27 protein-coding genes and 1 pseudogene are annotated in these 21,885 nt (G+C 69.4%); 21 read left to right on the top strand and 7 right to left on the bottom strand.

Features of this window, described 5'->3' with window-relative positions:
- The 4 genes from ACIRQP_RS40235 to ACIRQP_RS40220 all read left to right on the top strand — a co-directional run.
- A partial coding sequence (locus ACIRQP_RS40235; RefSeq protein WP_403900120.1) for an RHS repeat-associated core domain-containing protein occupies positions 1-413 on the top strand: 413 nt, incomplete at its 5' end.
- Between the two features lie 273 nt (positions 414-686).
- On the top strand, positions 687-1,070 hold the full coding sequence (locus ACIRQP_RS40230) for a hypothetical protein (RefSeq protein ID WP_403900118.1): 384 nt from the start codon (positions 687-689) through the stop codon (positions 1,068-1,070).
- Positions 1,071-1,147: 77 nt separating this feature from the next.
- A complete protein-coding gene (locus ACIRQP_RS40225; protein WP_403900116.1) occupies positions 1,148-1,981 on the top strand; it encodes a transposase family protein in 834 nt (277 codons plus the stop codon).
- A gap of 114 nt (positions 1,982-2,095) precedes the next feature.
- Positions 2,096-2,269 (top strand): hypothetical protein, encoded by a 174-nt coding sequence (locus ACIRQP_RS40220; RefSeq protein ID WP_403900114.1) that lies wholly within the window; start codon positions 2,096-2,098, stop codon positions 2,267-2,269.
- A gap of 171 nt (positions 2,270-2,440) precedes the next feature.
- On the opposite strand, the gene ACIRQP_RS40215 is transcribed toward ACIRQP_RS40220, so the two are convergent.
- The gene (locus tag ACIRQP_RS40215) at positions 2,441-2,917 is read right to left on the bottom strand and encodes a peroxiredoxin (RefSeq protein WP_403900112.1); all 477 of its coding nucleotides are present in this window, start codon (positions 2,915-2,917) and stop codon (positions 2,441-2,443) included.
- Positions 2,918-2,972: 55 nt separating this feature from the next.
- On the bottom strand, positions 2,973-3,848 hold the full coding sequence (locus ACIRQP_RS40210; protein WP_403900110.1) for an alpha/beta fold hydrolase: 876 nt from the start codon (positions 3,846-3,848) through the stop codon (positions 2,973-2,975).
- A gap of 234 nt (positions 3,849-4,082) precedes the next feature.
- On the opposite strand from ACIRQP_RS40210, the gene ACIRQP_RS40205 reads away from it, so the two are divergent.
- Positions 4,083-4,673: a TetR/AcrR family transcriptional regulator gene (locus ACIRQP_RS40205; protein ID WP_403900108.1), complete on the top strand. Its 591-nt coding sequence runs from the start codon at positions 4,083-4,085 to the stop codon at positions 4,671-4,673.
- Between the two features lie 66 nt (positions 4,674-4,739).
- Positions 4,740-5,576: pseudogene (locus ACIRQP_RS40200) on the top strand (helix-turn-helix transcriptional regulator).
- A gap of 126 nt (positions 5,577-5,702) precedes the next feature.
- On the opposite strand, the gene ACIRQP_RS40195 reads toward ACIRQP_RS40200, so the two are convergent.
- Complete coding sequence (locus ACIRQP_RS40195; protein WP_403900107.1) at positions 5,703-6,683, bottom strand: helix-turn-helix transcriptional regulator; 981 nt, start codon at positions 6,681-6,683, stop codon at positions 5,703-5,705.
- 217 nt (positions 6,684-6,900) lie between these two features.
- On the opposite strand from ACIRQP_RS40195, the gene ACIRQP_RS40190 reads away from it, so the two are divergent.
- The 9 genes from ACIRQP_RS40190 to ACIRQP_RS40150 all read left to right on the top strand — a co-directional run bounded on the left by ACIRQP_RS40190 (position 6,901) and on the right by ACIRQP_RS40150 (position 14,357).
- On the top strand, positions 6,901-7,929 hold the full coding sequence (locus ACIRQP_RS40190) for a saccharopine dehydrogenase family protein (RefSeq protein WP_403900105.1): 1,029 nt from the start codon (positions 6,901-6,903) through the stop codon (positions 7,927-7,929).
- A gap of 185 nt (positions 7,930-8,114) precedes the next feature.
- Positions 8,115-8,588, top strand: coding sequence for a nuclear transport factor 2 family protein (locus ACIRQP_RS40185; RefSeq protein WP_403900103.1), 474 nt, complete (start codon positions 8,115-8,117; stop codon positions 8,586-8,588).
- A complete protein-coding gene (locus tag ACIRQP_RS40180; RefSeq protein WP_403900122.1) occupies positions 8,585-9,601 on the top strand; it encodes a helix-turn-helix transcriptional regulator in 1,017 nt (338 codons plus the stop codon). Before ACIRQP_RS40185 ends, ACIRQP_RS40180 begins: the two co-directional genes overlap by 4 nt.
- A 56-nt stretch (positions 9,602-9,657) precedes the next feature.
- Complete coding sequence (gene gndA / locus ACIRQP_RS40175) at positions 9,658-11,097, top strand: NADP-dependent phosphogluconate dehydrogenase (protein WP_403900101.1); 1,440 nt, start codon at positions 9,658-9,660, stop codon at positions 11,095-11,097.
- 185 nt (positions 11,098-11,282) lie between these two features.
- Positions 11,283-12,338: an aldo/keto reductase gene (locus tag ACIRQP_RS40170; RefSeq protein WP_403900099.1), complete on the top strand. Its 1,056-nt coding sequence runs from the start codon at positions 11,283-11,285 to the stop codon at positions 12,336-12,338.
- Between the two features lie 70 nt (positions 12,339-12,408).
- The gene (locus ACIRQP_RS40165; RefSeq protein WP_403900097.1) at positions 12,409-12,711 is read left to right on the top strand and encodes a hypothetical protein; all 303 of its coding nucleotides are present in this window, start codon (positions 12,409-12,411) and stop codon (positions 12,709-12,711) included.
- A gap of 13 nt (positions 12,712-12,724) precedes the next feature.
- The gene (locus ACIRQP_RS40160; protein WP_403900095.1) at positions 12,725-12,982 is read left to right on the top strand and encodes a hypothetical protein; all 258 of its coding nucleotides are present in this window, start codon (positions 12,725-12,727) and stop codon (positions 12,980-12,982) included.
- A 65-nt stretch (positions 12,983-13,047) separates the two neighbouring features.
- The gene (locus ACIRQP_RS40155; protein WP_403900093.1) at positions 13,048-13,839 is read left to right on the top strand and encodes a DNA alkylation repair protein; all 792 of its coding nucleotides are present in this window, start codon (positions 13,048-13,050) and stop codon (positions 13,837-13,839) included.
- A gap of 149 nt (positions 13,840-13,988) precedes the next feature.
- Positions 13,989-14,357 carry a hypothetical protein gene (locus ACIRQP_RS40150; RefSeq protein WP_403900092.1) on the top strand — a complete coding sequence of 123 codons (369 nt, stop codon included), beginning with the start codon at positions 13,989-13,991 and terminating at the stop codon, positions 14,355-14,357.
- A gap of 48 nt (positions 14,358-14,405) precedes the next feature.
- On the opposite strand, the gene ACIRQP_RS40145 is transcribed toward ACIRQP_RS40150, so the two are convergent.
- The gene (locus ACIRQP_RS40145; protein WP_403900090.1) at positions 14,406-15,353 is read right to left on the bottom strand and encodes a helix-turn-helix transcriptional regulator; all 948 of its coding nucleotides are present in this window, start codon (positions 15,351-15,353) and stop codon (positions 14,406-14,408) included.
- A gap of 63 nt (positions 15,354-15,416) precedes the next feature.
- Here ACIRQP_RS40145 and ACIRQP_RS40140 point away from each other — a divergent pair, with 63 nt between their 5' ends.
- On the top strand, positions 15,417-15,824 hold the full coding sequence (locus tag ACIRQP_RS40140; protein ID WP_403900088.1) for a cupin domain-containing protein: 408 nt from the start codon (positions 15,417-15,419) through the stop codon (positions 15,822-15,824).
- Between the two features lie 20 nt (positions 15,825-15,844).
- Positions 15,845-16,225, top strand: coding sequence for a VOC family protein (locus ACIRQP_RS40135; protein WP_403900086.1), 381 nt, complete (start codon positions 15,845-15,847; stop codon positions 16,223-16,225).
- Positions 16,226-16,354: 129 nt separating this feature from the next.
- On the opposite strand, the gene ACIRQP_RS40130 is transcribed toward ACIRQP_RS40135, so the two are convergent.
- From ACIRQP_RS40130 to ACIRQP_RS40120, 3 genes are all read right to left on the bottom strand, one after another.
- A complete protein-coding gene (locus ACIRQP_RS40130; protein ID WP_403900084.1) occupies positions 16,355-16,729 on the bottom strand; it encodes a nuclear transport factor 2 family protein in 375 nt (124 codons plus the stop codon).
- Between the two features lie 123 nt (positions 16,730-16,852).
- Positions 16,853-17,317 carry a cupin domain-containing protein gene (locus tag ACIRQP_RS40125; RefSeq protein WP_403900082.1) on the bottom strand — a complete coding sequence of 155 codons (465 nt, stop codon included), beginning with the start codon at positions 17,315-17,317 and terminating at the stop codon, positions 16,853-16,855.
- A 507-nt stretch (positions 17,318-17,824) separates the two neighbouring features.
- A complete protein-coding gene (locus ACIRQP_RS40120) occupies positions 17,825-18,436 on the bottom strand; it encodes a TetR/AcrR family transcriptional regulator (protein WP_403900080.1) in 612 nt (203 codons plus the stop codon).
- Positions 18,437-18,759: 323 nt separating this feature from the next.
- On the opposite strand from ACIRQP_RS40120, the gene ACIRQP_RS40115 reads away from it, so the two are divergent.
- From ACIRQP_RS40115 to ACIRQP_RS40100, 4 genes are all read left to right on the top strand, one after another.
- Positions 18,760-19,233 carry a nuclear transport factor 2 family protein gene (locus ACIRQP_RS40115; RefSeq protein ID WP_403900078.1) on the top strand — a complete coding sequence of 158 codons (474 nt, stop codon included), beginning with the start codon at positions 18,760-18,762 and terminating at the stop codon, positions 19,231-19,233.
- Positions 19,234-19,565: 332 nt separating this feature from the next.
- On the top strand, positions 19,566-20,033 hold the full coding sequence (locus tag ACIRQP_RS40110; RefSeq protein ID WP_403900076.1) for a nuclear transport factor 2 family protein: 468 nt from the start codon (positions 19,566-19,568) through the stop codon (positions 20,031-20,033).
- Between the two features lie 447 nt (positions 20,034-20,480).
- Positions 20,481-21,470 carry an aldo/keto reductase gene (locus ACIRQP_RS40105; RefSeq protein WP_403900074.1) on the top strand — a complete coding sequence of 330 codons (990 nt, stop codon included), beginning with the start codon at positions 20,481-20,483 and terminating at the stop codon, positions 21,468-21,470.
- 77 nt (positions 21,471-21,547) lie between these two features.
- Complete coding sequence (locus ACIRQP_RS40100) at positions 21,548-21,829, top strand: LLM class flavin-dependent oxidoreductase (protein WP_403900072.1); 282 nt, start codon at positions 21,548-21,550, stop codon at positions 21,827-21,829.
- Positions 21,830-21,885: the final 56 nt, after the last annotated feature.

Raw genomic sequence — 21,885 nt, 5'->3', positions numbered from 1 at the left:
GCCTGCGCCGGACGGCGAGGGAGCGCACGGGCCGCAGGGCCGAGCCCAGTGCCGGGATCATCGACAGCCAGTCGGTGGACGCCTCCGAGACCGTCACCGGGCACACCCTCATGGGTGTACGGCTCTACAACTTCACCACCGGACGGTTCCTGTCCGTCGACCCGGTCCGCGGCGGCGGAGCCAACCGCTACGGCTATCCCGGTGACCCGGTCAACCAGAACGACCTCGACGGTCGTGCATGGAAGTGCAAGGCCAAGTGCAACATCGAGGGCAAGGGCTCGCACTGCACCGGCCACCTCTGGGGCGCCGGCTCCGGGAAGACGAAGGACGCCGCGGTGAAGGACGCGAAGCGGGACGCCACCCAGCAGGCGCCCCGTGGCTGCTATGCCCGTCATTGCCGGGCGTATGACTGAGCTCGTTTCATCCTGAAGTTGCTGGTCACGGGTCTGGTGTGGTGGTGGTTGGGTGTACTCGTGCTGGCAGGGGGGGCATGATCGTCGGGCTTGATCGTCCGTCAGGGGTCCTTGGGTGACTGCCTGTTCTGCCTGCGCGCCGGGTACGGGTGCGCCTACGATCCGTGTCGGAAGCGTCACGCGGACGGCAGGGGGATCGGTGGACCCGATACTGCAGCGGATCGGCGCGCGCCGCGCCTACCTCGCTGAACAGCCGAACTGCTGGGCAAGCAGTTGGCGGAGGCGGAAGCGGAGCTGGCCCGCGTTGCCGCGGCGGAGCAGGTCGTTGCGCAACTGCTTGCCGAGGACGCGGCAGCCGGGGAGGCGGCCGGGGACGATGATTCGGCCACGACCACGGCCACGGTCGTGGAGCCGGGGCGGGTGGTGCCCCACCGCAGGGATGCGGCCGGACCTGGGGATCTGTCGGCCGAGTACCAGCGGGTGCTGCAGAATGTGGCCGCTGTCGGTGGCCCGGTGCGGTGCAAGCAGATGTGCGAACGCCTCGGTATCGGGACCGAGCCGCGCAAGGTGGAAGCGATGCGCGCGCGGATGAAGCGCCTGGCCGACCGGGGCTGGCTGCGCGAGGCGGCGCCGGGCCTGTTCACGATGCCGGGCTGATCCCGCGCCGGCACTGTGGGTGCCGGTAAGGCCGGATCCGGCCGTAACAGCGTGGCCCCGGCGGGTGTTGGCGTTGTGTGACGAACAACAACAGCCCGGCCGAGGGCGCACACCCACTGGTTTACCGAGTCAGACTTCCCCTGTCCAGCAGCGTGGTGACACACGTCGCGGGCCTGATCCGGGCGCGGCGCAACGCGATCGACTCGCGTTGGCGCAAGCTCAACCCGGGACGGCAGGCCCTGCTGGTCTTCGCCTTCCTGCGCCATGACCAGCGTCTTTGTGATCTGGCCGGCGGCAACGACATCTCCGCCGCCACCCTGCGGCGCTGGGTGCTCGAGGTGATCGAACTGCTCGCCGCCCAGGCCTCGCGGCTGGACCGCGCCCTGAAGAAGATCGCGAAGGCCGGCAGTGCGATCGTGCTGCTCGACGGCACCCTGGTCCGCACCCGCAGACGCACCGGGGACGAGGACCGGCCCAACTACTCGGGCAAACACAAAGCTCACGGTCTGCTCTTCCTCGCGCTGACCGACGAGAGGGGCAACCTCGTGTGGATCTCGGCGGCCGCTCCGGGGCGCTCGAGTGAGATCACCACCGCCCGCCGCAACAAGATCACCGCCCAGTTACGCAAGGCCGGCCTGGGCGCGATCGCCGACCTCGGCTTCGTCGGCCTGGATGACGACCCCGACGACCCGGTGATCATCACTGGTCGCAAAGCTGCCCGCGGCAGGCCGCTGACCGCCGCCCAGAAGGAGGCAAACCGGCTGGTCAGCCGCGAACGCGCGGCCAACGAACACGGCTTCGCCGACCTCAAGGCATGGCGCGTGCTGACGAAGGTCCGCATGAGCGCGGCATACGCGACCACGCTGCTGCGGGCCCTGCTGGTGCTGACGCAACTCCAGACCACCCGCTGACGGACGATCAAGCCCGACGATCATGCCCCCCTGCCAGCACGAGTACACCCAACCACCACCACACCAGACCCGTGACCAGCAACTTCAGGATGAAACGAGCTCACTGACGGCGGGGTGCGTACGCAAACGCAGATCATCGCCCACCACCACCGTGGTGCGGGTTTCTACCACACCGGCGGCACCTATACGGACTTCTTCGTCCGGACCGACAGCGGGTGGCGTATCGATCGCCGCGTACTGCACACCTCGTGGACCACGGGCGAGCCGGGCGTGGTCACCGGCGCTTGACCTGGTGCTTTCGGGAAGTGGGGTGCCCGAGTCTTGAACACGACAGCGAGGAGACTCCGGACTCGTGGCGAAGGGTTGCCCACAAGCCGGCTTGCAATGGCGGCGCCCCTGCTGCGATGGGTACGACAGCCATCGCAGCAGGGGCGCGTCGGCATGGTGCCGGCCGACCTCTCAGAGCAGCGCGAGTTCGGCAGTGAGTTTCTCCATGGGCTGCCAGGTGAGGCCGACGAGCGCCACGTGCTTCCACGCGATCCGTCCCCCGGGAGCGATCAGGAACACCGAGCGCCGCAGGCCGACACCCGGATCCGCGACGCCGAAGAGTTTCGCCACGATGCGGTCGGGGTCGCTGAGCAGGGGCATGCGGAAGTCGTTCGTACGAGCGAACTCCTCGTGGCTTTCGATGTCCTGAGGGCTGATGGCCCAGACCTCGGCGCCCAGCTTCGTGAACTGTTCCAGCCCGCTCGAGTAGGAGCACAACTGCTTGGTGCAGACACTCGAGTTGTCCTGCGGATAGAAGGCGAGGACCAGGGGGTGCTCACGTGCGGCATCGAGCAGGTAGGTCCCACGGGTGAACTCACCGCCCTTCAGCACGCCCCCGTGCAGGACGAACTCCGGTGCCGCACTTCCTGTTTCTATCGAGCCCGCCATTGCGTCTCCGTCTGTGCCGTCTGTGCCGTCTGTGCTGTTCTCGATGTCATGCCGTTCAGCGGGTGGCTGTCGCCGCCTGCCGGATCAGGCCGGTCACGGTGTCCGGGCGGGTGAGCATCACGGCGTGGGGAGCGTCGACCTCGCTGGTGTGCGCGTGCGCGCGCTTCGCCATGAAGCGCTGGGTGGCCGGGGGCAGGGCGTGGTCCTGACGCGTGACCAGGTACCAGGAGGGAATGTCCCGCCAGGCGGCATCTGTCGCGGTCTCTTCCAGCGCCACGGCGCTGACCGGCCGCTGCACGGCGGCAAGGCTGTTGGCCTTGCGTGCGGACAGGGAAGCGGCGAAGACGTCACGGTACTTGTCGGGCTTGATGTAGAGGTCCACGCCGCTCGCCCCGTTGCCCGCGTCGAAGGGGACGGGGTTCAGCGCGTCCGGGGTGGCGTGGGAGCCCGGGTCCTTGGCGGCGAGCGCGCCGATCGTCTCGCCCTTGTCCGGTGCGAAGGCCGTCACGTAGACGAGTGCCTTCACGTTGGGCTCCTGCGCGGCCGCCTCGCTGATGACGGCGCCGCCGTAGGAGTGTCCGACCAGGACGACGGGGCCCTCGATGCTCTCGATCCGGCTCTTGACGTTGGCCGCGTCCGAGGAGAGTCCGCGCAGGGGGTTGGCGAGTGCCTGTACGGGATAGCCCTGGGCCTGCAGCCGGTCGATCACCGGGCTCCAGCTGGAGGAGTCGGCCCAGGCGCCGTGCACGAGCAGGACGGTCGGCTTCGGAGAGGAGTGCGCGGCCGTGGCGCCGACCGCGGCGGTCTTCCCGTCGCCGGAAGCGCTGCTGGCGACGGCCGGGACAGCCGCGGCGGCCAGGGCTGCCGCGCCGGCGACCGCGAGAACCGCGCGGCGCGTACGGCGTATGGGCTGGGTGTGACGTCGGGACATGGTGTGCCTTCTCTGCAAAGGGCATGAGGAGACTCGGCGAGCCTCACCACTAGACAGAATGTTCTGTCTGATGGCGACCGTAGCGCGCGCTCTCGTGAGGGTCAACGTGATGAACGAGTCACTGGAAGCCGCAGAATCCAGGAAGTTGGCAGATGGGGGACGTGATGGCGAGGTCGTAAAGGAACGCTTCCCGCTTCTGAGCTGGCAGAACGGTCGTTCCGGTATGGTGGTTACGTGACCTCGCCCCAAGCCTCCGTGACAGCGTCTCCGGCCCGAGCCCGGCTCCTGGAGACGGCCTCCCGCATCTTCTACGCCGACGGCATCCGGCATGTCGCCGTGGACCGCATCATCACCGAGGCCCAGGTCACAAGGGCCACCTTCTACCGCTACTTCCCCAGCAAGGAAGACCTCGTGCTCGCCCATGTCGAGCAGCGCGACCAGCAGATCAGGTCCGTGGTGACGGAGGCGTTCCGCTCGAGCGCCGACCCGGAGGCTCTGCTGGTCATGATGATGGCGGGCATCGGGGCGGAGATCTGCGGACCCGGTTTCCGCGGCTGCCCGTTCATCAACGCCGCCGCCGAGTACCACGACCCCGACCATCCCGTACGGCGGGCTGTCCAGGCCCACCGGATCTGGTTCCGGCAGACCGTCCTGAACCTGGTGACCGCCGCGGGCTGCACCGACAGCGAACACACCACCTCTGTGCTGGTGCTCCTGCGGGACGGGGCGATGGCAGGGGGAGACCTGGACGACCCGGCCATGGTGCGTGACCATCTGATGCGGACGGTTCCCACCGTCCTGGCGGACGGGCGAGGAACCGAATAGCCGGAGCCCCGTCGCACCGCCGGTCCCGGCACACCTGCCCGTTCACCTCAGTCACCAGGTCGGAAAATGCAGCAGCCACAGAACGAACTGGGCGCCTTCCTGCGCGCGAACCGCGCCCGCACCGAACCGGCCGACGTGGGCCTGCCCGCCGGCGGCGGCAGCCGCCGGGTCAAGGGCCTGCGACGGGAGGAAGTGGCCGTCCTCGCCGGCGTGAGCGCCGACTACTACGCCCGCCTGGAGCAGGGACGCGAGCGCCACCCCTCACCTCAGGTCGTCGACGCGGTGGGGCGGGCGATGCGGCTGACACCGGACGCGCGGATCCACCTCTTCCGGCTGGCCGGCCTCATCCCGCGCTCACCCCGGCCGCCGGCCGAGACCTGGTCCATCCCTCCCTGCTGCACCTGCTGGACGCCTTCCCCGCGGCCGCGGCCTACGTGCTGAGCCCCGCTTTCGACGTACTCGCGAAGAACGCCGTCGCCTCCGCACTCCTCGCACCCTTCGAGGGCACCCCGAACATGGTGCACGTGCTGTTCCGCCACCCCCGTGCGCGCGAGGTCTTCGTCGAGTGGCCCGTGGTGGCGCGCGCCACGGTGCACGCGCTGCGGCTGCACGCGGGCCGGTTCCCCGACGACCCCGGCATCCACGACCTTGTGTCCGAGCTGTCGCAGGCGGAACCGGAGTTCCGGCGCCTGTGGCAGGAGAACGAGGTGGAGAACATGTCCCGCGCGTTCAAGGTGTTCGTACTGCGGGCTGGGGCCTATCGAGCTGACGTACCAGACCTTCGACGTCCATGACGCTCCAGGACAGCAGCTCCTGGTCGGCGTTCCTGAGCCCGGCAGCGTCAGCGCCGCGGCGATCGCGTCCCTCCTTGCGCCGGCCGAGCGCGGCGCGAACACCGGGTGACGACCCTTCGATGCTCCTTCGCCGCGACGAAGGAGCGCCGAAGCTTCGCCCCCCGCTCCCCGTCCCAGTCTTAGCTCTGCTCCCGCTCCACGTGGGACTGCGCCGTCGGCGATGCCCCTCTGATCGTCAGCGCTGCCCGTCGGCTCCCGCCCGGCTCTCCTTGTTGCCGCGGTAGAGCATGTCGAGGCGGGCGAGCAGTGCCTCGCGGACGGAGTCGGGTGACAGGACTTCCAGCGGTGTGCGCAGGCCGAGGAGGTAGCCGGCGAGCTGGTCGGGGTCGGAGCCGCCGATGCTGATGACCGTCCGGTCGGGCCCGTCGGGTTCGTGGGTGGCGACGATGGGGGCCACCAGCCGGCGCGCGTCGTCGTAGGACAGCGGAAGCCGGACACGGGCGAAGAAGGGGTACCCGGTGCGGGTGATGGTGTCGGAGACCATCTGCGCGGCGTCCGGGGCGTCCGACAGGTCGACGACCTGCCCGGTGGACTCGACCTCGACCACGCGGTCGGCACGGAACGTCCGCCACGCCGCGCGTTCGACGTCGCGGGCCACGAAGTACCAGTGGACGCCGGTGTACACCAGGCGGTGCGGGTCGACGCACCGGACGGTCGTGGCGCCGTGCATGTCGCGGTAGGTGAGCGTGGTGCGCTCGGAGGCCCGGCACACGGAGGCGAGCATCAGCAGCACGTCCGCGGACGCCCGCGGGGTCTCGCAGCGCGCGGTGTGTTCGACGGTGTCGTCCAGACCGGCCAGCCGCCTGGCCATCCGGGCGGGCAGGATCTGCCGCAGCTTCAGCAGGGCCGACAGCGCCGCCGGGTCGGCGCCGAGCGCCGCGCCGTGGGCGGCTTCCCTGAGCGCCACGGCCACGGCGAACACCTCGTCGTCGTCCAGGTTCAGCGGCGGCATGCGGTTGCCCGCGCCAAACCGGTAACCGCCGCCCGGGCCCGGTACGGACTCCACGCCATAGCCGAGCTCGCGCAGCCGGTCGATGTCCCTACGCACCGTGCGCTCGGTGACGTCCAGTTGTCGTGCCAGCTCCGCGTTGGACCAGGTCGGCCGGCTCGAGAGCAGAGACACCAGCCGCAGCAGCCGGGCAGAGGTAGCGATCACGGCACGAACCTATCCGGGATGTCGGGCACCGGCCGGTGAAGGGTCGCGACCGCAGGACCTGCGAGAGACCAGGACCGTAGGTGTCCGGATCTGCTCCTAGCCTGGATGCGAGGCACACGCCGCCGAGGTGTGTCACCGCCCCGGACGGCCCTGCCTCCTCAGTTGTCACCTCCTCAGCCGTCACCTTTCAGCTGTCACCTTCGAACGGGAGCACACCATGTCCGCCACCCCCCGCCTGCTGGTCTACGGAGCCACCGGTTACACCGGGTGTCTCGTCGCGGAGCACGCCAAGGACTCGGGCCTCGACGTCGTCGTGGCCGGCCGGAACCAGGAGCGCGTCACGGCACTCGGTGAGGAACTCGGCGTGGAGAGCCGCACGTTCACGGTCAACGACCCCGCGCTCCTGCGCGAAGCGCTCGAGGGCATCACCGTGGTCCTGAACGTCGCCGGCCCCTTCCGACACACCGCGCGTCCGCTGATGGACGCCTGCATCGACCAGGGGGTGCACTACCTAGACACCACCGCCGAGTACGACGTCTTCGCCACGGCACGCTCCCGGCACGCCGAGGCCGCGGCGGCCGGGGTGATGATCATGTCCGGAGCCGGCTGGGACGTCGTACCCAGCGACTGCGTGGCCGCCCACGCCACCGCGCGCGTCGCCGAACCCGTCAGCCTGCGCCTGGCCCTCAAGCTCCTCAGCGCCACCCCCGAGGAGGCGGAAGGCCTGAACCTCTTCTCCCGCGGGTCCATCATCAGCGCGACCGAGGGCATCGGCGACCTGGGCGTGCTGGTCCGCGCCGACGGGGACATCGTCACGCTGCCGGAGCCCAGGACCGCCTCGTTCGACTTCGGCGACGACGGGATGGAGGAGTGCGTGTCCGCGTCCATGGGCGACCTGATCACCAGTCACTACGCCACAGGCGTCCCCTCGATCGAGGTGTACGTCCAGCTCGGGCAGCCGCTCCCGATCGACCTGGACCTGTCGGCGCTGCCCGACGGGCCGACCGCCCAGGAGCGGGAGGTGGGACGCAGCAAGGTCGTCGCGGAGGTCACCGGCCGGGACGGCAGCGTGGCCCGGGCCCTGATCGACACACCGACCGGCTACCGCTTCACCCAGCTCTCGTCCGTGGAGATCGCCCGCCGCGTCCTGGCCGGCTCCTTCACGCCCGGCTTCCAGTCGCCTTCCTCCGCCTACGGGCCCGAACTGGCCCTCGCCGTCGGCGACTCGCACATCAAGGACCTGTAGGGAACGTCGTGCGGGACGGCCGGGACCCGCAGCGGGGAGCGGAGCGGAAGGCAGCGGAAGGTAGGAGTGCGGCACTCAGGTAGACACGTCCTTCTTCGCCGGTCGGCGCGGGACCAGACTGACGGTGTTCGCCCGGACAGGGCGAACGGAACCCGCAGTGAAACCCCAGCTGAAAGGCCGTTGCCATGTCCTCTTCCGCGTTCTCTCCCAGGCCCTCGATCTCGAGCGCCCGGCAGATCGAGAACCTCATCGCCCGCTACTCCCACCTCGTCGACGAGGGCGACTTCGCGCAGTTCGGCGCACTCTTCGAGAACGCGGACTTCGTGTCGGGTGACGTGAGCCTGCGCGGCGGGAAGGCCATCGAGGAGCTGATCGGCTCGATGCTCGTCGTCCACGACGACGGGACCCTGCGCACCCGGCACATCACGACGAACATCCTCATCGAGGTGGACGAGGACGGCGACAGTGCCGAGGCGCGGTCGTACTACAACATCCTCCAGGCCGTGCCCGACCTGCTGCCGCTGCAGATGGTGGCGGGCGGGCGCTACCGCGACCGCTTCGAGCGGCGGGACGGCACGTGGTCCTTCGCGCGGCGGGAGATCACCATCGACTTCACCGGCGACACCCGCTACCACCTCAAAGAGCAGTCCAGCTCCTGAAGCGCAACGACACAGCGAGTTCCGTCCAGACCGGCACACGTGGCGAGGACAGCCGGGACAACGCGCTCGGAGAGTTCCTGCGAACCTGCCGGTCCCGCTTGACCCCCACGGACGTGGGCCTGCGAACAGGCGGCCGCAACCGCCGGGTCGAAGGACTGCGCCGGGAGGAGGTGTCCGTCCTGACGGGCATCAGCGTCGACTACTACCAACGGCTGGAGCAAGGACGGGAGCGAAAGCCCTCGGCCCGGATCGCCGAAGCTCTGAGCCAGGCCTTCCACTTGGACAGGGAGGCGCGAAACCACCTGTTCCGCCTCGCCGGGCTCAACCCGAACCTGCGCCCCGACAGCACCCGCGAGCAGGTGCACCCCGAACTCCTGCACCTACTGGAGGCATCCCACCGAGCAGCGGCCTACGTACTGAGCCCCTGCTTCGACATCCTGGCGGCCAACGCACACGCGCAAGCACTGCTGTCTCCCTTCGCCGGCACCGGCACCGGCACCGGCACCGGCACCGGCACCGGCACCGGCACCGGCACCGGCACCGGCACCGGCACCGGGACCAACAGTGTCGACAGCACCCGCCTTGCGGACGGCAATCAGAACCTGATCCGCATCCTCTTCACGCACCCGCAGGCCAGGAACTACTTCGCCGAGTGGCCGTCGGCCGTCGCAGGCTCCCTGCGCACACTGCGCCGTAACGCCCTCCGGCTGCCGGACGACACCGAGATCGCGGACCTCGTCACCGACCTGTCCGCCGAGTCGGCCGACTTCACCAAGGCATGGCACGACAGGGCATGGCACGACAGGGCATGGCAGGACAGGGCAGCGGTCGGCCTGGATCGCGCGTACAGGAACATCGTCCACCCCGCAGCCGGACGTATCACGCTCACCTGCCGCGTCCTGGGCGCGGCGGCCGTCCCCGGACAACGCCTGCTGCTCGCAGCTCCCGTCCCCGGCAGCCGTAGTGCCCAGGCCTTCACCTACCTCGCGGCCATGGACGGGCCGCAGCCATGACATCCGAGGACGCCTCCTCGATTCCCGCCGCCCAGGCGAGAAGGAAAGAGATCACCATGAACGCATCCGCGCACATCGGAGTCACCGGACTCGCGGTGATGGGCCGCAACCTGGCCCGTAACTTCGCCCGCCACGGCTATACGGTCGCCGTCCACAACCGGACCCCGTCGCGTACCCGGTCCCTCATGGAGGAATTCGGTCACGAGGGCACCTTTGTACCGGCCGAGACCGCCCAGGAGTTCGTCGCCGCGCTGCAACGCCCCCGCCGACTCATGATCATGGTGCAGGCGGGGGCGGCCACGGACGCGGTCATCGACGAGTTCGCCCCGCTGCTGGACGACGGCGACATGATCGTCGACGGTGGGAACGCCCACTTCGCCGACACCCGGCGCCGTGAGGCGGATCTGCGTGCCCGCGGTATCCACTTCGTCGGAGCGGGCGTCTCCGGTGGTGAGGAAGGCGCGCTCGACGGGCCCTCCGTCATGGTGGGCGGTTCGAAGGAGTCCTACGCCGTCCTCGGCCCCATGTTCGAGACCATCAGCGCCCGCGTCGACGGACAGGCCTGCAGCACGCACATCGGCTCCGACGGTGCCGGCCACTTCGTGAAGATGGTCCACAACGGCATCGAGTACGCCGACATGCAGCTCATCGCCGAGGCCTACGACCTGCTGCGGCAGGTCGCCGGGTACAGCCCCGCGGAGATCGGCGAGATCTTCCGCACCTGGAACAAGGGGCGCCTCGAGTCCTACCTGGTCGAGATCACCGCCGAGGTGCTCTCCCACACGGATCCCGGCACCGGGAAGCCGTTCGTCGACGTGGTCGCCGATGCCGCCGGGCAGAAGGGCACCGGCCGCTGGACCGTACAGACCGCCCTCGACCTGGCGTCCCCCGTCACGGCCGTCGCTCAGGCGACCTTCGCACGGGCGGCTTCCGGACAGACCGCCCTGCGCACCGTCTACCGCCCGCTGCCCGGTGGCACGCGGATACCGATGAGCCGCTCGGAGGCCGAGCGCTTCACGTCGCAGGTCGAGCAGGCGCTGTACGCGTCCAAGGTCATCGCCTACGACCAGGGCTTCAAGATGATCCAGGACGCTGCGCTCGCGTACGGCTGGGACATCGACTTCGGAGCGGTGGCCGGTATTTGGCGGGGAGGCTGCATCATCCGCGCCGCCTTCCTCGACCGGATCCGTACGGCGCACGTGGCCGATCCCCGGCTCGTCAGCCTGCTCGCCGAGTCCGGATTCGCGAAGGAGGTCACCGCGGCCCAGGTCCCCTGGCGCGAGGTCGTCGCGGCCTCCGTCCGCCGCGGCGTCCCGACCCCGGCCTTCGCCGCGGCGCTGTCGTACTACGACACCCTGCGAGCCGATCGGCTGCCCGCCGCACTGCTCCAGGGCCAGCGGGACTACTTCGGCGCCCACACCTACCGGCGCAACGACCGGCAGGGCGCCTTCCACACCCACTGGGCGCACCCCGACCGCCCCGAGACAGAGGTCTGATCACACGGGCCGACGGCAGCCTGCCTGGGTGTGCCGCACCCACCCTCACACAGCCTCCCTCTTCCACGTCCTGTCGACCAGTGTGGTGTCCACACCCCACCGGGCCTTCGCCTCTTCGCTTCTCCGCTGCTCCGTTTCTCTGTCTCTTCGACTCCTCGACTCCTCGACTCCTGAGAAGGAATGCCATGTCTCTCACCTCGTACCGCACCCTCGGCCGCTCCGGACTGCGCGTGAGCCCCCTCGCCTTCGGCGCGATGAACTTCGACGACGGCAGCTGGGGTTCCGGCCCCGAGACCTCGTTCGGGCTGCTGGACCACTACCTCGACGCGGGCGGCAACTTCGTGGACACCGCGAACATGTACAACGGCGGAGCCTCGGAGGAGACCCTGGGCCGTTACTTCGCCCAGCGGCCCGGCCGTCGTGAGCGTGTCGTCCTCGCCACGAAGTTCGGCGGCAACATGGCCGCCGACGACCCCAACTCCGGCGGGGCGGGCCGCAAGGCGATCCGTGCCCAGCTGGACGCGTCCCTGCGGCGGCTGAACACCGACCACGTCGACCTGTACTGGCTGCACCAGTGGGACCGGCACACCCCGGTCGAGGAGACCCTGTCCACCCTCACCGACCTGGTGCGTGCGGGGAAGATCAACGCCATCGGCCTGTCGAACGTGCCGGCCTGGTGGATCGCCGAGGCCGCCACGACCGCCCGGCTGCGGGAGTGGGAGCCCGTCGCCGCTCTCCAGGTCGAGTACTCGCTGCTGGCCCGCAGCGTCGAGGGCGAGATCTTCGGGGCCGCCCGCCGCTTCGGGCTCGGCATCACGCCATGGTCCCCGCTGGCCAGCGGGGTCCTGTCCGGCAAGTACTCCCGTGCCACCAGCGAGGTGGCCGGTTCCGGCCGCACCGCGTACGCCGCCGCCTACCTGAACGAATCCACCTTCGTCCTCCTCGACACCCTGAAGGCGATCGCCGACAGCCTCGGTACGACCGTGGCGGCGGTGGCGCTGGCCTGGGTCCGTCAGCGGTCCGAGGTGACGTCCACCCTCGTCGGTGCCCGGACGCGGGAGCAGCTGGCGGCCAACCTCGCCTCGCTCGACGTCACTCTCACCGATGAGCAGATCGACGAACTGAACGCTCTCACCGCGCCCACCCTGGACTACCCGCACAACATGATCGAGTCCATGGTCGGCTTCCAGCAGGGTGACACCACGATCAACGGCCTGGCCGCCAAGGCCTTCGTCCGCTGACCCCCGTCGATACCACGACCCGACCCGACCCGACCCGACCCGAACGGACCACACCATGGCGGAACACACGATGACGGAAACGCTCGAGATCACCACCCTGCGCCCGGCTCCGGGCCACACCGCGGACGACTTCGTGAAGGCGAACGCCGACATCGACGCCTACCTGAAGCGGCAGCCCGGCTTCCTGTGGCGCCGCATCGTCGCCACCGACGACGGACGTGTCATCGACATCGTGGCCTACGACAGCCTGCCGCACGCCCGCGCGGGTGCCGCCGGCATCACCGGCGAGATGGCGGACTCTCCCGTCCACGCCACGATCGACCACGACAGCGTGGACTGGCAGCTCACCACCGCACTGCACCACCTCGCGTGACGGAGGAGCCGGTATGCCGTTCGCCGATGAACTCATCAGCCGCCACACCACGCAGAGCCTCACACGCGCCATCCAGATCGCCGCTCCGGACGCCGGCCTCACGGCACTGCGCGCGGCAGCCGGGCAGATCGACCCGCTGCCCCTGCGGCAGCGCGCCGACCTGCTGCGCGAGGCACTGCTGACGGACCTGCCGGGCGACTACACCGCCCTCGCCCGAACCGTACGCACCGCCCGCGACCAGGCACCGCACTTCACCGGGTGGCTGATCTAGCCGGTCACCGACGCGGTCGCCACCCGCGCCGTCCAGCAGGGCGATGCCGCCTCCTTCGAAACGCGATGGCACTGCTCGCGAGCCTCACCGGACGCCTGTCCTCGGAGTTCGCGATCAGGACGCTGCTGCGGCACGACCTCGACCGGGCGCTCTCCACCGTCGTCGGCGACTGGACCGGATCGGCGGACGCCGAGGTGCGCAGACTCGCCTCCGAAGGCACCCGTCCCTACCTGCCCTGGTCGGTACGGGTGCCGCAGATCCTGGCCCGCCCCGGCGTGACCGTGCCCGTCCTAGACGCCTTGTACCGGGACGAGAGCGAGTACGTACGCCGCTCGGTCGCCAGCCACCTCAACGACCTCAGCCGCGACCACCCCGAGATCGTCGTCGGCACGGCACGCCGATGGCTGGACAGCCCCAACACCACCACCCAACGCCTGGTGCGCCACGGACTGCGCACACTCGTCAAACGGGGGGACCCCGGGGCGCTGGAACTGCTCGGCTTCCCGCCGGCGGTCTTGGACGTCGACGGGCCCCGGCTGGACCGCGACACCGTGCCGTTCGGCGGGAGCATACGGTTCACCGCGTCGATCCGCAACACCGGAGACACACCGGCGCGGCTGGCGATCGACTACATCGCGTACCACCGCAAGGCCAACGGCGGCCGGACGGGCAAGACCTTCAAGCTCACCACCCGCACCCTCGCGCCGGACGGGCGCATCGAGGTGACGCGCGAGCACTCGTTCCGGCCGATCACCACCCGCCGCTACCACCCGGGGCCGCACGCGATCTCCGTACAGGTCAACGGAGTCCAGTCCGCCCGGGTCGAATTCGAACTGGCCGCGCCGGACACACCGTGACCCGGAGTGCGGGAGCCCCACATCAGGCACGCGCGTCACCCGTCTGCGGACAGACGGGTGCACCACATCGGCGAACCAGGACCGAACCCGTCCACATCTGCCTCTAGCGTCGTAAACGACATCGAAAACCTTTCTGGAAAGGGATCCGAATGAACACCACACCGGCGCATGACGAAAAACCCGGCCTGGCTCAGGCTGACGCCAGGGCGCTGGAGGTCCGGGCCCAGTACGAGCGGATCGAGCAGCGCGTGCTGGGCAGGACCTGGACCCTGCCGGAGCTCGCCCTGGGTTTCACCAGTGACGCCGCCTACGTGGGACGCCTGGTGCTCGCGGCCGAGCGCACCTGGGGCATCGACGGTGACGTGGACGCCGAACTGCGGCACAAGCTGGCCGAATCCCTGTGGTGGGTCTTCGTGCTCGCCGAACGGCTCGACATCGACATGCCGCAGGCCTACGAGGTCACGATGGACCGCATCGGCGACGGCCTGCGGCAGACCCTGCACGGCATGGGCGCGTAAGGGACGCCGGGCAGACGTGGTCGTCCTCACCGCTCGTCGGCAGTGGTGTCACATCGACCGCACCAGTTCTTGCACACGGCGCTGGAATGCTTCTCGTACGGTGTCGGGTTCCAGAACCTTCAGAGGCGTGGCCCGGCTGAGAAGGTAGCGGGCGAGGTCGTCAGCGGTATGGCCGCCGATCTCGATCAGCGTGGCTCCGGGCCCGTCCGGACGGTGAACGCCCATCGCGGTGGGGATGAGCTGCACTGCTTGCTCCATGGGGAGTAGCACACGAACCGTGGTGTAGACGGGGTAGGTGCCGGCCGAGACGGAATCGCGGACCAGTTGTACGGGGTCGGGCGGATCGGAGATCTCGACGGCCCGTCGTGTCGTGTGGATCCGCAGGACGCGGTCGGCCCGGAAGGTGCGCCATTGCGCTCGTGTCACGTCCCGGGCCACGAAGTACCAGTGTCGCGCCGTGTGCACGAGGCGATAGGGGTCGACCTCACGGATCGTGGTCCGGCTTTCCCGGTCGCGGTACGTCAGGGTGACACGCTCGCCCCGGCGGCATGCGTCGGTCAGCGCGAGCAGCATGCCGGAGGCGATCTGTGGTTCGTCGGTGCGCGGGGCATGGACCAGGGCGGTGTCCGTTTCGGTCAGCCGTGCGGCGACCCTCGGAGGTAGGACCTGCCGCAGTTTCAGCAGGGCCGACAGTGCCGAGTGGTCGTCGCCCAGGGCGCCTCCGAGTGCGGCTTCGCGGAGCCCGACCGTCACGGCCAGGGCTTCGTCGGCGTCGAGGACCAGTGGCGGAATGCGGGTGCCGGCCCGCAGGCGGTAACCGCCCCAGGGGCCGGGATCGGATTCGACCGCGTAGCCGAGTTCCCGGAGTCTGGCCACGTCGCGCCGGACCGTGCGCTCGTTGACCTCCATTTTCCCGGCCAGTTCCGCGTTGGTCCAGAAAGGGCGCGCGGACAGCAGGGAGACCAGGCGCAGCAGGCGTGCAGAGGTACTGATCACACCCAGCAGCCTTCTTCATGACCAGGACCGAAGCTGTCCTGGTTCCGCCGTAGCGTCCTTCTCATGACCGCAGAACACACCCCCGTACACGAAGTCGGCCGGCCGCAGCACCGGATCTGGAACGAGATGGAACCGACGCCGCTGGGCGACTTCGGAGACCGCATCATGATCAAGGCTCTGACCGTCGACAAGGCCCAGGTGCTGCAGGTGGAGATCGCGGCGGGCACGGTGATCCCCAATCCCGCGGATCCGAGCGAACAGGAAGTCCACCTGATGGAACAGATCGACGTCGTTCTGTCCGGCCGGATGAAGTACGTGGTCGGCAAAGAGGAGTTCGTCCTGGGCGCGGGGGAAGCGCTCGGGATCCCGGGCGGAGTGCCCCATTCCGCCGTAGCGCTCGAGCACACCACCATGTTCGAAGTCTTCACGCCGGTCCCGCAGTTCCCGACCGGAGAAGTCCGGACGCCGTGATCCCGACGAGGGAGTCCTTCATGGATTCGCAAGACGATCCCGTTCCCGCGGTCCGCTACCTGGCCGTCACCTTCGACTGCCCCGACCCCGCCGAGCTGGCGCGCTTCTACAGTGCGGCGCTCGGTCTGCCCGTCACCCGCTCCACCGATGGCTTCGCGCTGGTGGGCCGGGAGGGTTCACCCGGGCTGGGCTTCTACCGCGTGGACGGTTACCAGCGCCCCACCTGGCCGGATCCCTCGGTGCCGAAGCAGGCCCATCTCGACCTGAGTGTGGACGACCTGGACGCGGCCCAGGACCGGCTCGTCGCTCTGGGAGCCGTTGCAGCCGACACGCAGCCGATGCCCGGTCGACGGCGCGTTCTGCTCGATCCCGCGGGGCACCCTTTCTGCATCACTCTCTGACACCGGTCCGCGCTCCGGCCGAGCCGATCCCTGGGCGCGGGCGTCCCCCGGGCGGGTGAGTCCTTGGAACCGGTCTCGTGTCGTGTGCCCCGCATTCCGCGGAAGCGGCGGCCGGGGGCGGTCCCCGCCTCAACTGTCCCGGTCGACCGGGATGTAGTTCGCGTACGCCTCGATGCGGTCGATCAGTTCGGCGTCGTCGAAGCCGAAGTGGACCGCGGCGTGCACCGCGCCGCGCCTGCCGTCCTTCCCCGTCACGTGCACCACGTGCTGCTGGAGGACCCCGCCCGGCTGGGAGAGCTGACGGATGATGTCGTAGCGGACCGTCTCGTAGGAGCCGATCTGCGTCCTCAGCGCCTCGAAGTACTCCTCGAGCGTCTCGTCGCCCTTGCCGTCGTTGTGCCAGACGGTGGCGGTGTCGGCGCACAGGGCCCGAGCGGTCTCCCAGTCGGGCTTCTCCAGCGCGCGGAGGTAGGTGATGACCTTGTCCTTGAGGTTCTGGCTCATGAGCTCCTCTTTCTGCGGTGAGCCGCGTCCCTACCGTGGGAGAGGGGGGACAGAGCGGCTCGGGTTGGGGGTGCCGTACGAACGGACCGGTTGGCGGGCGCCGGGAACCGGGGCCGGGCGGGTCTAGGCGGGGGGCGGGTTGTCGTGGTTCACGATTCCGTAGTCCGACGCCAGGTCGGTGTGCTCGGCGTCGGCACGCGCGTCGGCGGGACCGACCGTGTGGAAGAGGCCCTCGATGGCTCCTGGGTTGTTGATGACGAGGACCTCCGCGGTCGGTGTGACGGTCTGGAAGGTGTGCGGGACCAGCCGGGACACGTAGACGTAGGCGCCTGCTTCGGCGTCGTGCACCTCGCACTCGTCCAGCGACGTCGATCCGACCCAGAACCGGACACGGCCCGACAGGACCACCCAGCTCTCGTCCTCCCGGCTGTGGGTGTGCAGCGGCGGAGCGTCCTCGCGGCCTACCGTCAGGCGCATGACGCTGACCGCTCCGCTCGTCTCGGCGTTCGTCGCCACCTGCTCGATGACGTAGTTGTAGTAACGGAAGTCCTGGCCGTCGCCGGGGTTTCGTACGAGGGCGATGCTCATGTAGGGGTCTCCTCTCGGCGTTCGGCCCCGAAGTGGTGGCCGGATCGTCGAAGTCGCAGTGATTGATGGAGCGGTCATGGAAGTCGGTGTGTCGGCCGGGATACGGCGGACGCCCACGGGGAGCGGTTGCATGTCGGCTTCGACGGCTCCCCGGGAGATGAGCCGGGCCTGGGCCGCATCGAGGTCGTCGACGCCCAAGTCGGGAGGGGCTTGCTTTGGAACGAAGGAGTCCGGCCAGGTAGGGGACTGATAGTCGTTCAGTCGGTAAAAGCCCAGGCCGGGGCCCCTCTTGGCCCACCAGCGCGAAGCCGTCGGTCAGCACGAAGCCGTCGGTGGAGAAGAGCGATGGGCAGGTTGAGGACTTCGTCGCTGTAGATGTGCGCCGGCTCGGCGGGGCCGGGGCAGTCAGAGGCGACGGCCGGACAGCGAATCTCGGGATGGGCCAGGACGTGAGAAGCCGTCAGGAAGCTGTCGGGTGTCGACCAGCGGCGTTGCTGTGCAGCAGAGTCAGTTCGGCAGCGAATCCCGGGGCCGGCGAATCCACTCGGGCAGGAGGGCGTACAGACGGACGGAGATCTCGTCCGGGTCGCAGTCGGTGTTTCCTCCGACCGCGGCCGAGAAGACCCCGTGCACGCCGGAAGCCGTGTAGACGTCCTCGACCGAGTTGTTGGGGCCGGACTCTCTTTCGTCGACGCCGAGGTCGCGCCGCAGAGCGTAGAGCTGGTCCAGGAGCAGGTCGCCGATGCCCATCAGCCCGCTCGACGACCGCCAGGTCGACGCCAGCAGGAACAGACTCCTGCGTTGGCGGAGGGAGTCGAGCATGGCATTGAGCGTCGCCACGGCCACGGCCGCCGGATCAGCGCCCTTGTGCCGGTCGCTGATGTTCAGGTCGTGAAGAGCTCGGAAATCACCCGCGATCACGTACACCGCGGCCTCTTCCACCGAGTCGAAGTGGTTGTAGAAGGTGGCGCGGTGGATGCCTGCGGCTTCCGCCAGGGCCGAGACCGAGGGACATGTCCGCGTCCGCTGCATATGTTCGGCCAGCGCGTTCGCGATGGCCTGTCGTGAACGAGTGAAACGCGGATCCGCCTCGACGGCCGGGGACTGGTCACTCACCATGGACGCACACTACTTTGCGGCTGACCTCCGGCCTTCACCCCCTCGGCCCCGAACGGCCGCCTGCGCGGCGCGACGGGCGGCCGGGACGCCGGCATCCGCCCGGCGCAAGGCACCAGGGCTTCTGCACGGTGCCCGGCAGCCCGTGCGGCATGAGCGCGCATCCGTCCCCGGTGCCCGCGGACCGGCGTTGCCCGAGTACTGAAATCCACTTCTGACATGACACTCCTTCGGCTGGTTCGCTCTCGACGATACCACTATTCGACACTTGTCGTTTAGTGGTCTACGGTTGCTGATGAAACCGATCCACCTCCAAAGGACGCATCATGTCGACGACCGACAGCACCTCTCCCACCGCCACCGAGGACAAGCTCGCCGCGGTGGAGGCCCTCTACCGCTACGCCGCAGGCCTCGACCTTCGCGACAAGGAACTGCTCGCCTCCGCCTTCGCGGACGACGCGGTGGCCGACTTCGGCCCGGCCACGAAGAAGGCCGGCCAGGAGTACCCGCCGATCAAGGGCGGGGAAACCATCGCCACCGCTCTGCTGGGCTCGCTCAGCCACCTGGACACGACGCACTCGCTGAGCAACCCGCGGGTGAGCCTCGACGGCGACACGGCGCACCTCGAGGGCATCATGGCGTGCCAGCACCTGCCGCGGAAGGACCACTCACGCCACGTCCTGATGACCAACCGCTACGACGTCGACCTGGCCCGACAGGGCGACGTGTGGGTCATCCGGCACGTCACCGTCGACAATGCCTGGACCCAGGGCGACCCCACCGTCCTCGCCGGCATCTGAGAACACCTGCCGGGCGCCGCGACAGGAACCCCTCGCCCGGACGCCGCAGCGTTCGGGCCGGGCCCCGCACACTCCAGCCCCCACGGCACAGCAGCACCGTGCCGGATGCTCCACGCCGACACGCACGCCACTGAACGGGCGACGGCGCCTTCCCCCGCGCGAGGCCCGCACTGGCAGATCCGAGCGCGGGTGGCGACGCCGGCAACCATGCCGACCGCCCCCGGCTCACCATCCGCATGCGCAACTGGCCACCTGAAATGGAACAGATCTCGTTGCATCTCAGGTGAGAGCGCCTGCCCTTCCCGGCTTCGCCCTCTCACGATCGGAATCCCATGAGCGCCTCCGCCACCCCCGACCTCCGCCAGGACCACAGCGAGATCCTCGCCCTGCTCACGGCCTACGTCTTCGGTCTCGACCGCCGCGACTTCACCCGCGTCGCCTCTGTCTTCACCGAGGACGCCGACGTACAGAACGTCTTCGCCGCCTACCTGCCGGAAGGCGAGAAGTTCAGCGGCGTGACAACCGGCGGCAGTGCCGTCGCCGAAGGAGCCCGCCGGCTGTTCGGTGGCCTCGACGCGACGCAGCACCTGCTGGGCGCCCAGAGCGTCGAACTCACGGACACGGGAGCACACGCGTTCACCCAGATCGTCGCCCATCACCACAGGGGCAGCGGCTACTACCACACGGGCGGCACCTACGAGGACGATCTCGTGCGCACGCCCGACGGCTGGCGCATCTCCCGCCGGACTCTGCGCATCCACTGGACGACCGGCAGCCCCGACGTCGTCCTCGCCCCGTGAGCTGAGAAGCGGACAGCACCCACTGCCGACGGCCGGTGACCCCGGCAGCACCAGTCAGGCGCGATCCGGCTCCATGGCCCTCCCCTCCCGCCTCCCCCGAGCCGTGCAGGACCCCCGCTGCACAACGCCGGCCGTTCTCACGACCGCCAGGCAGCCGCGCACGGCATCTCGACCGTCCGCACCCCAAGCGCAAGCGCGAGAGCACACCGTCACGGTCGTCCGTACACCGCACAGAGGGCGGCCCGCCGACCGGTCGTTCGCGCAGCACCTGCCGCACACGGCGGAGCGCGTACCCAGGTGCGGCGCACCGACCCTCACACGGCCTCCCTCATCTGCGTCCCGTCACCGAGTGTGGTGTCCACACCGCACCGCACACCATGCCGCCGGCCCCACCAGGCGCTTCGGCATCCGAACCGAACCACTCACCTTGATCACAAGGAGTACGTCATGAACCGCAGGACACTGGGCAGCCAGGGCCTCGAGGTCTCGGAGATCGGCTACGGCACCATGGGCCTGACCATGGCCTACGGTCCCGGCGACACCCCGGAGGGCATCGCCGCCATCCGGCGCGCCCACGACCTGGGCGTCACCTTCTTCGACACCGCCGAGTTCTACGGCCTGGGCACCGGCGCCAACGAAACCCTGCTCGGCCGGGCCGTCGAGGACTTCCGTGAGGAAGTCGTCCTGGCCACCAAGTTCGGCTTCGACATGTCCGTACCCCCCGAGCGGTTCGGCATCGCGCTCAACAGCCGCCCGGACAACATCCGCAAGGTCGCCGACAACAGCCTGCGCCACCTGGGCGTCGACGACATCGACGTCTTCTACCAGCACCGCGTCGACCCCGACGTGCCCATCGAGGACGTCGCCGGCACCGTCAAGGAACTGATCGACGCCGGCAAGGTCAAGTACTTCGGCCTGAGCGAAGCCGGCCCCGAGACCCTGCGCAAGGCACACGCCGTGCAGCCGGTCTCGGTCCTGCAGAGCGAGTACTCCCTCTTCGAGCGGGACGTCGAGCAGCTCTTCCCCACGCTCGACGAACTGGGTGTCGGCTTCGTCGCCTACGCCCCGCTGGGCCGCGGCTTCATCACCGGTGGCGCCAAACCGGCCGGCCAGTACGACGCGACCGACATGCGCAACACCGACGCCCGCTGGCAGCCCGGCAACTTCGAGAAGAACATCGAGGCCGTCGAACGCCTGACCGCCCTCGCAGCCGCCAAGCAGGCCACAGTCTCCCAACTGGCCCTGGCCTGGCTGCTCGCACAGGGCGAGCACCTCGTACCCATCCCCGGCACCCGCAGCCCGCAGCGCGTCGAGGAGAACACCCGGGCCGCCGACCTCACCCTGAGCGACACCGACCTGGCCGCCATCGACGACATCCTGCCCCACGGCGGCTTCGGCGCCCGCTACGAGGAGGACTACGCACCCACCTGGACCTGATCCGGCCCGCGCAGGCGCTCCCTCCGACCCGGAACCGCCGTCGCCCGCCCGATCGCGCCGTCGCAACGCCGGGGCTGTTGCTCCTCGCCGCCGTGGCTCCCGGCACCGACAAGACGCAAGCCCTCCACGACGCCGTCAGTGCCGCCCGGCACGCGGAAGAACTGGGCTACCACCGCATCTGGTACGCCGAACACCACGACGCCCGAAGTTTCGCCTCCCAGGCTCCCGAAATTCTCATAGCCGTGGCGGCCCGCAGTCCGCAGCACCCAGCGCATCCGAGTCGGCTCCGGAGCGGTACTGCTCAACCACTACAGCCTCTACTAGCCTCGCCGTTTCAGTTGAGGGTGATGGCTGGATGAGCGGGGTCGTTTGGAGCGGTGTCGGTCGGTGGGCATGGTGGGGGCCCGGCGCGGTG

It is taken from the genome of Streptomyces sp. NPDC102274 (assembly GCF_044766385.1).
Taxonomy (GTDB): Bacteria; Actinomycetota; Actinomycetes; order Streptomycetales; family Streptomycetaceae; genus Streptomyces.
This window is presented reverse-complemented; position numbering and strand designations above follow the sequence as displayed.